The 13348-nt window shown below is 28.5% G+C and carries 12 protein-coding genes; 11 read left to right on the forward strand and 1 reads right to left on the reverse strand.

The genetic code is table 11. The annotated features are described in order from the left end of the window. Positions 1-11: 11 nt before the first annotated feature. The 3 genes from fsa to SHK09_RS09610 all read left to right on the forward strand — a co-directional run bounded on the left by fsa (position 12) and on the right by SHK09_RS09610 (position 2968). The gene (gene fsa / locus SHK09_RS09600) at positions 12-665 is read left to right on the forward strand and encodes a fructose-6-phosphate aldolase (RefSeq protein ID WP_319810555.1); all 654 of its coding nucleotides are present in this window, start codon (positions 12-14) and stop codon (positions 663-665) included. Between the two features lie 150 nt (positions 666-815). Continuing rightward, positions 816-2474: a 2-succinyl-5-enolpyruvyl-6-hydroxy-3-cyclohexene-1-carboxylic-acid synthase gene (gene menD, locus SHK09_RS09605; RefSeq protein ID WP_319810556.1), complete on the forward strand. Its 1659-nt coding sequence runs from the start codon at positions 816-818 to the stop codon at positions 2472-2474. Then, positions 2474-2968 (forward strand): DNA-binding protein, encoded by a 495-nt coding sequence (locus SHK09_RS09610; RefSeq protein WP_319810557.1) that lies wholly within the window; start codon positions 2474-2476, stop codon positions 2966-2968. The genes menD and SHK09_RS09610 overlap by 1 nt, the downstream gene beginning before the upstream one ends. 123 nt (positions 2969-3091) lie before the next feature. On the opposite strand, the gene SHK09_RS09615 is transcribed toward SHK09_RS09610, so the two are convergent. Continuing rightward, entirely contained in the window at positions 3092-4252 is a 1161-nt protein-coding gene (locus tag SHK09_RS09615) for an alpha/beta hydrolase-fold protein (protein ID WP_319810558.1), read from the reverse strand. Between the two features lie 66 nt (positions 4253-4318). Between SHK09_RS09615 and SHK09_RS09620 the strand changes: the two genes are divergently transcribed. The 8 genes from SHK09_RS09620 (at position 4319) to SHK09_RS09655 (ending at position 12940) form a co-directional block, all read left to right on the forward strand. Next, positions 4319-5158, forward strand: a complete 840-nt coding sequence (locus tag SHK09_RS09620) for a 1,4-dihydroxy-2-naphthoyl-CoA synthase (protein WP_319810559.1) — start codon at positions 4319-4321, stop codon at positions 5156-5158. A 79-nt stretch (positions 5159-5237) separates the two neighbouring features. After that, entirely contained in the window at positions 5238-6107 is an 870-nt protein-coding gene (gene purU / locus SHK09_RS09625; protein ID WP_319810560.1) for a formyltetrahydrofolate deformylase, read from the forward strand. Positions 6108-6202: 95 nt separating this feature from the next. Beyond that, positions 6203-6811: a fumarylacetoacetate hydrolase family protein gene (locus SHK09_RS09630; protein ID WP_319810561.1), complete on the forward strand. Its 609-nt coding sequence runs from the start codon at positions 6203-6205 to the stop codon at positions 6809-6811. 45 nt (positions 6812-6856) lie between these two features. Then, positions 6857-8545 (forward strand): histidine kinase, encoded by a 1689-nt coding sequence (locus SHK09_RS09635; protein ID WP_319810562.1) that lies wholly within the window; start codon positions 6857-6859, stop codon positions 8543-8545. Further along, a complete protein-coding gene (locus tag SHK09_RS09640) occupies positions 8542-9276 on the forward strand; it encodes a LytTR family DNA-binding domain-containing protein (protein ID WP_319810563.1) in 735 nt (244 codons plus the stop codon). The genes SHK09_RS09635 and SHK09_RS09640 overlap by 4 nt, the downstream gene beginning before the upstream one ends. 561 nt (positions 9277-9837) lie before the next feature. Further along, positions 9838-11016: a WD40/YVTN/BNR-like repeat-containing protein gene (locus SHK09_RS09645; protein WP_319810564.1), complete on the forward strand. Its 1179-nt coding sequence runs from the start codon at positions 9838-9840 to the stop codon at positions 11014-11016. Positions 11017-11102: 86 nt separating this feature from the next. Then, on the forward strand, positions 11103-11705 hold the full coding sequence (locus tag SHK09_RS09650; protein WP_319810565.1) for a sterol desaturase family protein: 603 nt from the start codon (positions 11103-11105) through the stop codon (positions 11703-11705). Next, on the forward strand, positions 11705-12940 hold the full coding sequence (locus SHK09_RS09655; RefSeq protein WP_319810566.1) for a hypothetical protein: 1236 nt from the start codon (positions 11705-11707) through the stop codon (positions 12938-12940). Before SHK09_RS09650 ends, SHK09_RS09655 begins: the two co-directional genes overlap by 1 nt. Positions 12941-13348 lie beyond the last annotated feature (408 nt).

Consider the following 13348-nt stretch of genomic DNA (forward strand, 5'->3'; position numbering starts at 1 on the left):
AATATATACAAATGAAATTTTTTATTGACACAGCAAATTTAGAGCAAATTAAAGAAGCGCAAGCTTTAGGTATTTTAGACGGTGTAACAACAAACCCATCTTTAATGGCTAAAGAAGGAATTACTGGTGAAGCTAATATTATTAACCATTACAAAGAAATTTGTGAGTTGGTAGATGGTGATGTTTCTGCAGAGGTAATTTCTACAGATTTTGACGGAATGGTGAGAGAAGGTGAAGCTTTGGCTGCTTTAAACCCTCAAATTGTGGTAAAATTACCAATGATAAAAGATGGTGTAAAAGCTTGTAAATACTTTTCTTCTAAAGGTATTAAAACAAACGTAACATTAGTGTTTTCTGTTGGGCAAGCTTTATTGGCAGCAAAAGCAGGAGCAACGTATGTTTCTCCATTTTTAGGTCGTTTAGACGATATTTCTACAGACGGAATGAACTTAATTTCTGAAATGAGACTTGTTTTTGATAACTATAAATTCGAAACTCAAATTTTAGCAGCATCAGTTAGAAATACAATGCATATTGTAAATTGTGCAAAATTAGGATCTGACGTTATGACTGGACCTTTAAGCGCAATTGAAGGTTTGTTAAAACACCCTTTAACAGATAGTGGTTTGGCTCAGTTTTTAGCAGATTACCAAAAAGGAAACTAACCAACGCAGTTGGTTCTTATATAATAAAGTCAGAAAGTAAAAGGTTGATCCTTTAAAACTTTCTGACTTTTTTCTTCTTTAAGAATTGCCTTAATTATAAAACATTTTAGCTTTGTAACTTGCAAACTTTGTACCTTTGTAACATAAGATATGTATCCAAAAAAAGAACTCGCACAAATTGTAATTTCAGCATGTAGTCAATTTAATATTGCTACGGTTGTTATTTCTCCTGGTTCACGTAATGCTCCTTTAACGGTTGGTTTTTCTAATCACCCAGAAATTGAAACATTAAGTGTGGTAGATGAGCGTTGTGCTGCTTTTTTTGCATTAGGTATTGCACAGCAAACACAAAAACCGGTTGCAATTGTTTGTACTTCTGGTTCTGCTTTGTTAAATTATTATCCTGCAATAGCAGAAGCTTTTTACAGTAACATTCCGTTAGTTGTAATTTCTGCAGACAGACCAAAACATTTAATAGATATTGGCGACGGACAAACGATTCGCCAAGAAAACGTGTTTGAAAATCATATTTTATTCTCTGCAAATTTAATTGAAAACGAAAAATATAAAACGCGTAATTCTCAATTAATAGGAGAAGCGCTACAAATAGCAGTTTCACAAAAAGGACCTGTACATATAAATGTTCCGTTTGATGAGCCTTTGTATGAAACGGTTTCAGAATTGTCTCACTTCAATTTTCCGCATATTTCTTTAAGTTCTTTAGATAATTCTCATATAGATTATGGTAATTTATCTAAAATATGGAATGCAGCCGAAAAGAAAATTATTCTTGTTGGTGTTAATTACCCAAATGAAGCATTGCATAAATTAATGGATGCGTATGCAGATGACGCGTCTGTTTTAATTTTAATAGAAACAACGTCTAATTTACATCAACATAAAGCAATAGACTCTATAGATCAGTTAATTTTTTCTTTGAATGAGGAACAATTTGAAGACTTAAAACCAGAAGTGTTAATTACTTTTGGAGGCATGATTGTTTCTAAAAAAGTAAAACAATTTTTAAGAAAACAGCAGCCAAAACATCATTGGAATATAGATGAAAAGAAAGCGGTAAATACGTTTTTTTGTTTATCAGAATTTATACAAATAAAACCGTTAGATTTCTTTTTGAAGTTTAATGAAACAATAATAAAAAGAGAAAGTAAATATCAGCAAAAATGGTTGCAGTTTCGAGATGAAAAACGACTAAAACACGCTGCATATTTATTAGAAACAAGACATTCAGATTTTAAAGTTTTCGAACAAATAATAGACAGTATTCCTAGTAATAGCCAGTTGCAAATAAGTAACAGTTCTATTATTAGATATGCACAATTGTTTTCTATTGATAAAACAAATAATGTATTTTGTAATAGAGGAACAAGCGGAATAGATGGAAGCACAAGTACTGCTATTGGTGCTGCTTTTGCAACAAGAAATCAAACCGTTTTTATAACAGGAGATTTAAGTTTTTTCTATGATAGTAATGCCTTGTGGAATGCTAATATTTCTAATAACTTTAGAATTATTTTAATAAATAATTCTGGTGGTGGAATATTTAAAATTATTCCAGGACCAGGAACAACGAACGCTGCTAAATATTTTGAAACTCCGCATAATTTAACTGCAGAGCATTTGTGTAAAATGTATAATTTCGATTATTTAAAAGCAGATTCAACAACAACAGTAACAAAAGAGTTAGAAGGTTTTTACGAAAAATCTGAAAAGCCAAAAATATTAGAAATCTTTACGCCAAGTGAAGAAAATGATTTAATTTTAAAAGAATATTTTAAATATATACAATAATGGATTCACAAGAAGATTTATACGACGAAGAAGAGAACTTACAAGGTGACGAAAACAATTCTGATGAGGAAGAAATGTACTTGAAAGAAGGAGACAAAGTCAACTTAGTAATTGAAACAGAATCTAATTTAGGTTACACTGTTTTAATTAATGAAGAGTTTGATGGTTTACTTTTTAAAAGTGAAGTTTTTCAGGAATTAGAAGAAAATATGGAAGTTGTTGGTTACGTAAAAAATATTCGTGAAGATGGGAAAATAGATGTTTCTCTTCGTCCACAAGGTTTTAGAAACGTAATAGGTTCTGATGTTGATAAAGTATTAGCTAGATTAAAAGATAGTAGAGAAGGTTTTATTTTAATTACAGATAAAAGTTCGCCAGATTCTATTCGTTTTCATATGAAAATGAGTAAAAAAGCGTTTAAAAAAGCAGTTGGTAATTTGTATAAACAAAAACTAATTGTAATTAAAGAAGACAGAATAGAGTTGGTTAAATAAGTTTTCTTTAGAAATAAATAATTCTTTAATTTGTTTTTTTGATTAAAGAAGAAAAATAAAAAGACCCATTTATATTTGTATAAATGGGCCTTTTTTATTTGTTGTAAAATCTATTTAGGGCTATTATCTACCACCTAATCTTATAACATTCTCATAGAATGCATCAGAATTTGGGTCTGCAGGATCCATTTTTCCGTAACCAATCTTATAGTGATACAAAGCTTTTTTAATATTTTTACCACTTTCATAATAACGACCAATATAGTAATTACCTAAAGGTGAAGTAGGAAAGAGTTTTAAAATCATTCTACCAAAATTTAATAATTCATCTCCGTTTTCTTTTTCTATAATAATCTTTTCGATAGCGTAAATATCGTTTTCGCGAATACCTAAGTTACTTCCAAATAAAAATTCGATATCTAAATATTTGTTTTCTAAATAAGAAATGGCGTCTGTAGGAGATAAATCTTTTACGTTTTTATCAAATTCTTCTTTAGAGATGGCAGAGTATACTTGAAAAATTTGATTTAAAGCTCTTGGAATGGCTTCTCCAATAGCAGAAACACTGCTTTTTGTGTTTATGGTGTCGTTAATAACGTTAAAGGTTTTAATTTCTAAGCCAGAAAGTCCTTTTTGTAATTCGCTAATTCTTAACTGTTTCTCTTCGGAAAAAGCATTAGAATTATTGGTGTAAAAATAAAAAGTATTGTCCACTTTCTCGAACCTAGATAAATTATAATCTTGCATTTGACGACCAATAAAATCTGAAAAAGTGGGGTTTATGCAGATATAAGAGTTTATAAAAGGAGTTTGTTCTTTTAAGAAATTAGTAATTAAGTTCGCCGAAGTTCCTTCACCAACAATAGATATAAAAGGTGATGTTTTGTAATTACTTTCAATATTAAAAATAACTTCATTTTTTAAAAATTGATAAAACTTTTCATTATCAGTTGTAAAACGACCATCGGTTATATTAAAATAAGTGTCTTTTTTTCTGGTTTTTGCCATTTGAACACCAATAATAATTTGCTTTGGTGCTTTGTCTTTTGCAGCAAATAAGACAGCGTTACCTACATAGGTATCAAATAGGTATTCTGCGTCTAAAACAATTGCTAACGGATAGTTTTTTTCTTCCTTTTCATCATAACCTTCAGGAAGATATATTTTTATTTCTCTTTTATCATCTACATAATCCGATACAATAGTTTTTTTTATAATTTTTTGTGAAAAACCACAAAGTGAAAAAAATAAGAATAATAATGGAAGCGATTTCTTAATCATCATTTAGAATGTTTATTTTTGTAAACAAGAATGTTTTGTTCTCTTTTAGAACGTCTAAAATACAAAAATATGATACAACCCGAGTGGAAAACTGTTAAAGAGTACGAAGACATTACATATAAGAAATGTAATGGAGTCGCAAGAATAGCATTTAACAGGCCTAATGTTAGAAATGCTTTTCGACCAAAAACAACAAAAGAATTATATGATGCTTTTTATGATGCAGGTGAAGATGTAAATATTGGAGTTGTACTTCTTTCTGCGGAAGGACCAAGTACAAAAGATGGTGTTTATTCTTTTTGTTCTGGTGGAGATCAAAAAGCACGTGGACACCAAGGTTATGTTGGTGAAGACGGTTATCACAGATTAAATATTTTAGAGGTTCAGCGTTTAATTCGTTTTATGCCAAAAGCAGTTATTTGCGTTGTTCCTGGTTGGGCAGTTGGTGGCGGACATAGTTTACATGTTGTTTGCGATTTAACTTTAGCTTCAAAAGAACACGCTATTTTTAAACAAACAGATGCAGATGTAACTTCTTTTGATGGTGGTTATGGTTCTGCGTATTTGGCAAAAATGGTTGGACAAAAAAGAGCTAGAGAAATTTTCTTCTTAGGAAGAAATTATTCTGCGCAAGAAGCTTACGATATGGGAATGGTAAATGCTGTTATTCCGCATGATGAGTTAGAGGATACTGCTTATGAATGGGCGCAAGAAATATTAGAGAAAAGTCCTACTTCTATAAAAATGTTAAAGTTTGCAATGAACTTAACAGATGATGGAATGGTTGGACAACAAGTTTTTGCAGGTGAAGCAACTCGTTTGGCTTATATGACAGATGAGGCTAAAGAAGGAAGAGATGCTTTTCTTGAAAAAAGAAAACCAAACTTTCCTAAAAAATGGATACCATAGATAATTGGAAAACTAGAAATTAAGAATTGTGGGTTATTAGAATTCGTAATTTAAAATTAGTAATTCATAATTAAGTACAATGAAATCACAAATAGTATCTTTTTTAATAAAATGTCCAGATCAAAAAGGCTTGGTAGCTAAAATTACTAGTTTTTTTTACGAAAAAGGATTCAATATTTTAAGTTCTCAGCAGTATGTAAATGCAATTGAAGACACTTATTTTATGAGAGTTCGTTTAAATGCAGATGGAACCAATGTTTCTAAGGAAGTTTTAGAAAAGGAATTTTTAGAATTAGCAACACCTTTACATATAGATTGGTCTGTATGTTATGGAGATAAAAAACAAAATGTTGCTATTATGGTCTCACATACAAGTCATAATTTATATGATTTGTTAGAGCGATCTAAAGAGGGACGTTTAGATTGTAATGTAAAAATGATTATTAGTAATCATGACAAGTTAAGATATGTTGCAGAGATGTTTCATATTCCTTTTTATTATTTGCCAATTACAAAGGAAACCAAATTAGAACAAGAAACACAGGTTAAAGAATTGTTAGATTCTAACGAAATTGATTTGGTAATTATGGCAAGATATATGCAAATTTTATCTCCAGGTTTTATCAACCATTATCCAGGAAAAATCATTAATATTCATCATTCTTTTTTACCTGCTTTTCAAGGAGCAAATCCTTATAAAAAAGCATATGAAAGAGGAGTAAAGTTAATTGGAGCTACAGCACATTATGCAACGGTAGATTTAGATGAAGGGCCAATTATAGAGCAAGATGTGCAACCTGTAACACATGAAAGTACACCAGTAACTTTAAAAAGAATTGGTGCAGATATCGAAAAATTGGTATTGGCTAGAGCTGTAAAAAATCATTTGAATCATCAAATAATTATTTCAGGAAACAGAGCAATCGTTTTTCCAGAAGCAGGAGAATAATATAGCAGCTAGTAATTCTGTTACAGTTTGTAATTAATAATTAATTAGGCTACAACTTTAGTTTTTTGAATCATTTAATTTTCAACAAATAAAAAATGAAAATAATATGTATTGGGCGCAATTACGCAAAACACATAGAAGAATTAGCAAATGAAAGACCAGAGAATCCTGTTGTTTTTCTAAAGCCAGATTCTGCTATTTTACCACGAAAAAACCCGTTTTTTATTCCACCTTTTTCTAATGATGTACATTATGAAGTAGAGGTTTTAGTGAAAATAAATAAAGTTGGTAAACATATCGATGCGAAATTTGCTCATAAATATTATGATGAAATTGGTTTAGGAATCGATTTTACAGCGAGAGATATACAAGCTAAATGTAAAGAAAAAGGTTTACCTTGGGAAAAAGCAAAAGCATTTGATGGTAGTGCTGTTGTGGGAGAATTTTATCCGAAGGAAGACTTTGATTTAGAGAATTTAAAATTTCAATTATATAAAAATGATGAAATTGTTCAGGACGGAAACACCAATGCAATGTTATGGACAACCGATGAATTAATTTCTTATGTTTCTCAGTACTTCACCTTAAAAAAAGGAGATATTATTTTTACCGGAACACCAGCAGGAGTTGGTAAAGTTGTAGAAAATGACAATTTAAAAGGTATTATTGAAGGTAAAGAAGCTTTTAATATTAGAGTGAAATAAGATTAATTAAATTTACTATGAGTTGTGTATAAATCATCTTCCTTCTTGATAAAAATAACAACTTATTTTATATGTATTTTAAGTGTTTTATGCAACATTGGCTGCTCTGTTAAAGGAACTCCAAAAGAATTGTCTGATAAAGAGTTGTTAATCTCCGTTTCTAAAGATAATCTTAGAACTGCTCTTAAAAAAATAGATAGTTTAATTAAATTTGCTGAATACTCTAACCATCAAAGAGCTGTTCTTTTTAATAAAAAAGGAAGGTTATTAGCTAGTTTAGATAAAGATATTGAGGCTATTGGAAGTTTAAAAGAAGCGTTATTTCTTTTTAAAAAAGAAGAGAATACACAGCTTCTTGCAGAAACACAAATGCTTCTAGGAGATTCTTATGCGCTGTTGTATAAACAAGATACCGCATTTTATTATACCAATGAAGCACTTACTTTATATACAGAAATAGAAGATGAAAAAGGGGAGGCGAAAGCCTTAAATTCACTGAGTCATTTGTCTTTTTTAAAAGGAGATTTTTTAACTTCTGCTGCTATTATAAAAAAAGCAATTGCCTTACAAGAAGCTTTAAATATTAAGAAACCTTTATCTGCTTCTTATAATAATCTAGGTTTTATTTTAGAACAAACCGAAAATTATGAAGAAGCAATGTTATATTATAGAAAAGCAATTGCTATTAATAAAGAGGTTGATAGGCAAAATACTAGTGCTTTAAGAAATTTAGGATATGTTCATTTAATTAGAAATGAATTAGAAGATTGTAAGAAATTATATCTTGAGGCGCTAATTATAGAAGAAGAAACCGAACAATACTTATTGCAAAAAGAAATTTATGATGTTTTAATAGAAGCTTCTTTAGCAGATAAAGACTTCTCTAGTGTGCCATTATTTATTCGAAAAAAAGATTCTATTAGTCAATTACTTAATTCTTATGAAGACAAAGAAAAAACAAAACTTATAAATACAAAATATGAGCAATTTGTAACGCAAGAAAACTTAAAACAAGAACTTGAGTTAAACAAAAAAAATAAAATTATTTTAGGTTCGTTGTTAGGTTTGTTACTGGTATTTGGGTTGTTTATATTTCAAAAAAACAGAAATTCGAGTTTAAAATTAGCGCAACAAAAATTAGAATTAGAACAGAAAGTATTAAGAATACAGATGAATCCTCATTTTATCTTTAATACATTAACGGCCATCCAAAAGAAAGTTTTTGACGATGAGCCTTTACAATTAATGACCTACATATCTAAGTTTGCAAAATTAATTCGTCAAAATTTTGATTTTGTTAACCAGAAAGAAATTACTTTGGCAGAAGATATCGATGCCTTAACCAATTATATAGAAACGCAACAATTTAGATTTAATAATAAATTTAAGTACACCATAGATATAGATGAGCATATAGATGCAAGTGTTGTTAAAATTCCGCCGATGTTGCTTCAAATATTTGTAGAAAATGCTATTGAACACGGATTAAAACCAAAAAAAGAATTAGGACAATTAACCATAAATATTAGTAAAGAAAAGCAGTTTATAAAGTTCGAAATTATTGATGATGGTATTGGTTATAAAGCCAAAGTAAGAGAAGAAGAACACGCAATAGATATTTTTAAAAAACGTTTAAAATTAAGAAATTTACAAGAAGAAAAACTGTTTTTAATACAACAAGTTAAACCTAATTTAGGAACCAGAGTAACCTTTTTACTAAATTTAGGAGCATGATAAAAATTGTTATTATAGACGACGAGTTTAATGTAAGAGAATTACTAAAAAAGTTATTGCTATTATTTTATAAGGATGTTAAAATAGTTGGAGAGGCAGCGTCTATTATGGATGCAAAAGAAATGCTGACTAAAAGCAATCCAGACATTGTTTTATTAGATATTGAATTAGAAGATGGCACTGGATTTAATTTATTGGATCAACTAAAAGATGTTAATTTTAAACTTATTTTTATAACCGCATTTAATCAACATGCTATAAAAGCATTTAAATATAATGCTGTAGATTATATTTTAAAACCAATATCTCCAGAAGAGTTTAAAAGCACGTTAGACAAAGTAATTTCTCTTGTTGTTAAAGAAAATGAAACTCAATATTTGCTAACGCAGTTAAAGGACGGAAAAGATTTTGAATCAGAAAAAATAGTTATTAATACCATAAAAGAAAAACACATTATAAATATTGATGATATTTTGTATTGTGAATCTGAAGGAGCCTACACAAAAATTATAACGAAGCAACTAAATGTTCTGGCTTCTAAAAATTTAAAACATTACCAAGACTTACTTCCTAAAACTAGTTTTGTAAGACCACATCAATCTTTTTTAGTAAACAAAAATGCCATTGTTAGTATTAAAAATAACATATTGTTGTTAAATAATAAGGTTGAAATACCAATCTCTTCAAGAAGAAAGTCAGAAATTAACGACATTCTATTAAGAAAAGATTAATTATTTTTTTCGAATATAAAGTATACCACAACGGTTGTCAATCCTTTCTTATATTTTAAATTAAACTGTTTATATTTATCGTGTAATGGTAATATTTAAAACTTTTTTTGATTAAAATATTAACATTATATGTTCTATTGAGAAAGATTCTATGCATATACAAAACAAGTTTTTACGCCTTATAGTAAGTGTTTTTTTACCGATAATAATATACACTTCGCTAGCATTAGTTATGGTAGAAGGAGACCTTGATGAAACATTAGAATACATGATTTTATTTGCAATTTATGGTTTTTTAATTGTTATACCCACGCTGTTTTTTATCGCTTGTATAAGCTATTATTTATTAACAGAAAAAAAGGATAGGTCTAAAGTAAGTTTCATGGTGTTAATAGGATTGCTAATACTACTTATTATAATAGTAGTGTTATATCTTACTCCATTTATTACAGATTTACTCGATAGTTTGTTTTAAAGATAAACAATACTATTTTTGGGCTTTATTTTTATGGTATTTATCCTAAGAAAAAAAGATTACTATAATAAAAACATTAAAATATTATGAAAATAAACTATTTAATAGTTTCAATTTTTACGAGTTGTTTTTTGTTATCCTGTACAAAAACGGAGCAAAAATCTGCAAAATTAGCAACAAATTATATAAGTGTACATGAAGTTTTAGATACAGAATATATTACAAGTGATACAATTACTCAAAATAATATTTCTTTTATTAATTCGTCTTCAAATAAGGAAGTATCAATTTTAAACCATTTAGAAAAAACAAGTTTTCATTTCTTTAATGATATAGAATTTAAAAATAAAGATATTGGTATACTCGTTGGTGGTGCTGGCCTTATAACTAGAATAACAAAAAACGGAGGTAAAACTTGGTTAGAAAATAGGTTCTCTAGATTTGGTAATCCATTCTATGCTGCTGCATTTTTAGAAAATTCAATCTTTGTGGTGGGAGATAGTGAATATATCTTTAAGACGGTAGATTATGGCGAAAACTGGAGCGTATTTAATACAAAACAACTTTTTGAGAAAAGAGGATACTTCTCTCCTAAATATTATAAAACACATTTCATTACAAAGCAAATAGGCTTTATTGTTGGGTCTGGTTACATTAGTGGAGAAGAAAATAGTTTTTCTGTTATATTAAAAACAGTTGATGGAGGAAAAAACTGGGTAAATATAGAACACAAGGGTTTGTCTGAAAGTGCGGAAGGAATATCTGATTTTGTGGCTTTTTCTGAACAAGAAATAATGATCGTTACTTTTTCTGGAAGGTGCTACAAAAGTATAGATGGTGGTATTAATTGGAAACTACTTTATGAAAATAAAGATGAGTTTGTCAACTTAAACTCTATAGCCTTTTTAACTCCAGAAATAGGCTTAATTGGTGGTTTAGGCGGATATTTATTGTACACAAAAAATGCGGGTAAAGATTGGTTAAAAATAGAGTTACCAAAATTAGGCAATGGTTATAAATCTAATATTTCTGATATTGTATTTACTAACAATGCTGCACTTATTACTACTGCTATAAGCTATTCTGATTATAGAGAAAACTTTGTTTATAAAATAGATAAAGACGGAACTAATGTTCGTCCTTTTTTAACAACAGAATCCGAAGAGGTTCTTTTAATGGGAGATTCTTACGGTGTAGAAGTTTTAAATAATGATGTGTATATTTTGGATAGAAACAACTTATATAAAACATCTATTATTGACTAAAGAATAAAATAACCGCGTAGAAATAAATGCAACTACTTAATAATACTTTCCTTTTTTGGCTCTTCTTAATAAGTATCAATATACTAATGTATCTCTGTGCAATTTTAATTAGTTATACTTGGTCAAAAAAAAAGAAACACAAAACGTTAGCAGTAACAAAGCATGATATTTATAACAGTATTGTAGTTGTTGTTATCAATATTTTAGTGGCTATTCCTGGGTATTATTTATTTAAAAGTGAACACATTTTTTTTACAACAAACGCTCATTTTATAAGAGATTTTCTGCTTTTATTTTTTCTTTTCGATTTAGTAATGTACCTCTTACATTTAATTTCTCATTACGTTTGGCCTTTTAAAAAGTTTCATCAAAAACATCATTCACACAAGTATTTTAAAGCAATTAGTTTATATGTAATGGCACCTGTAGAATCTTTGTTATTCGGTTTATTATTAACTATATGTGCCTTTTTTGTGCAACTAAATATATATAGTTTTCTCTTTTTTATCTTTTTAAATTGGGCTTTAGGTGTTTTAGGTCATTTAAATACCACATCAACAAAGCAGCCGGTTTTATTTGGAAACCATGTTTTTCATAAGAAACATCATCAACAAGCAAATAAAAATTTTGGTTTTTATACGGTAATTTGGGATCGAATTTTCGGAACTTTTTACAAAAACAGTAACTAATGTTATCAACTACAGATCAATTAATATTTGGCGTTTTTATAGTACTCGTTATTATAGTAATTATAGTTTTAATTTTAAGGATAAAAAAATACAAACGCATTGCTCGTATTTTAACTCCAATTAGGTATTTAAATAAAGAAGATTTAGAGGCAATTAATTTTTTAGAAATAGACGGTAATTTATCTATTAATCTTCTTATTTTTAAAAGGCTTCCAAAAAAGAAAATTTACAAAAGCGTCTGGCAGTTTTCTAATGTTAGTTTTAAAATAACTACCGTTTATAGACATAAAAGAATTACGCATCATTTTTTTCTAGATACTAATGGTGAAATAATTGAAATTATAATTCCAAAAATTTTCTTATCATACTTAACCGAAGAAACAGTTTACCTTAATAAAAATATTGAAGTATTATTTAGACTAGATCACTTTGTATTGTATGCTATAGACGGTGTAATTGGATACCCAAGTTTGTATGAGAAATTTAAAATAGAACAGAACTCTATAGAGACATCATCTTTAAGAAGAGAACCAACAAAAAAAGAACTAGCAGCTTTTTCTTTTTCTAAATGGAGTAACACTTGGGGGTTAATATTTCCTATTTTATTCTCTATGTCTTTTTTAGGTGTTTTAGAAGAAGGTCTAGGGATTTCTATCGTTTTTACCCCTTTTTTAATCTTGGTTTGCATCCCATTTTTTAAAGCTTATAAAAAGCGAAAAAAATATATTGATTCTAGAATAATTCATAAACTAAACGGAACTATTTGGTTTGATGAAAAAAAATATGTTTATCGAATAAATGACGATGAATTAAGACTGCATAGAAAATGGAGAAAAGTTCTTAAAAAGAAACTTCCTCTCGAGAATGTTAAAATGGAAGCTTTGCTCCATACTTATGATAATTTAGATTTAGAAGTCTGTAGAAAGTTTCAACCAATAGCTTTAAAAAGTAATTATTTAAATATTAATGAAACTAATTTAAAAAGTACTCGTAGCTGGGGAGTTGCATTTTTATACGCTATTTCCTTCGGAGCTGTTGCGTACCTTTCGCCAAACTTTGCGTATAAAGGGAATATAATTATGGATCCAAAAGAACTATTAAACATCACCGATAATTATGTCTTTATACTAATAATGACATTAATTTGGTGGGCATCTATAATTATTACTTTATATCTTACTTACTTGATAATAAGCAGAGTTTCTGAGTTTTATTTTATAAGAAAAAAACATTAACTTACTACTAGTTCTTCTTCTAATAACAACTTCCATTTTAACGAATATAAACTGAATAGGAGCACTTATAAACTGATATCTTGTTTTTGTGCCTTTCCGTAGTATTTTTATATCATATATGGTTTTAACACCCAAAAACTACGAACTTAGTCCATTAAAAATCCCTATTTACATTTCAAATTATTAGAAGTGTGTTTTTTGATTTACAGGATTTTACTTTGTTGAAAGGTATTGGTAGTATTCTTTATTTATTGGGGGATAAATTAAAGAGGAAAAATATCATTAAAGAGACAAAGTAATTCCTGTATTTATAAACGATTAAACACGTTAAAAAAAAAGAGATTAAATGGCTAACAAAACATTACTTAATAATCAATCTATTTAAACTGGTAAAGCACTTGTTTTTTT

Source organism: Polaribacter sp. PL03, assembly GCF_033875165.1.
In the GTDB taxonomy this organism is placed as follows: domain Bacteria; phylum Bacteroidota; class Bacteroidia; order Flavobacteriales; family Flavobacteriaceae; genus Polaribacter.